The organism is Kineobactrum sediminis (assembly GCF_002868715.1).
Classification (GTDB): Bacteria; Pseudomonadota; Gammaproteobacteria; order Pseudomonadales; family Halieaceae; genus Kineobactrum; species Kineobactrum sediminis.
Window position 1 is genome coordinate 1 of record NZ_PKLZ01000006.1, and the last position, 383, is coordinate 383.

Here is a 383-nt window from a genome sequence, read left to right on the forward strand (position 1 = left end):
CTACTTCGACGATATCGCCCTGGCCTCGGGTTGTGGCACTACCGGGGGTGATACCGGAGGCGATACGCCGGTTGATGTCAGCGGCGCTGCTGTTGACTTCGAAACCCCGGCCACTGGCAGCAGTTTTGGCTGGGCAGTATTCGAGAATGACGATAACCCGCCGCTTGAAATTGTCGCGAACCCGGATACCGGCGGCATCAACAGCTCAGCCACGGCAGGTCGCTTTACCGCCCGCGCCAATGGCCAGTTCTTCGCCGGTGTGGAAACCGCCCACGGCGACATCGGCCCGATCACCCTCGATGCCAGCAACAGCATTATCAAGATCATGGTGTTCAAGGACGTCATCAGTGATGTCGGCGTCAAGCTCGCCATCGCCAATGGTG

1 protein-coding gene is annotated in these 383 nt (G+C 60.1%); it reads left to right on the forward strand.

What is annotated here, in order from left to right:
- A partial coding sequence (locus CWI75_RS18400; protein ID WP_206604676.1) for a hypothetical protein occupies positions 1 to 383 on the forward strand: 383 nt, incomplete at both ends.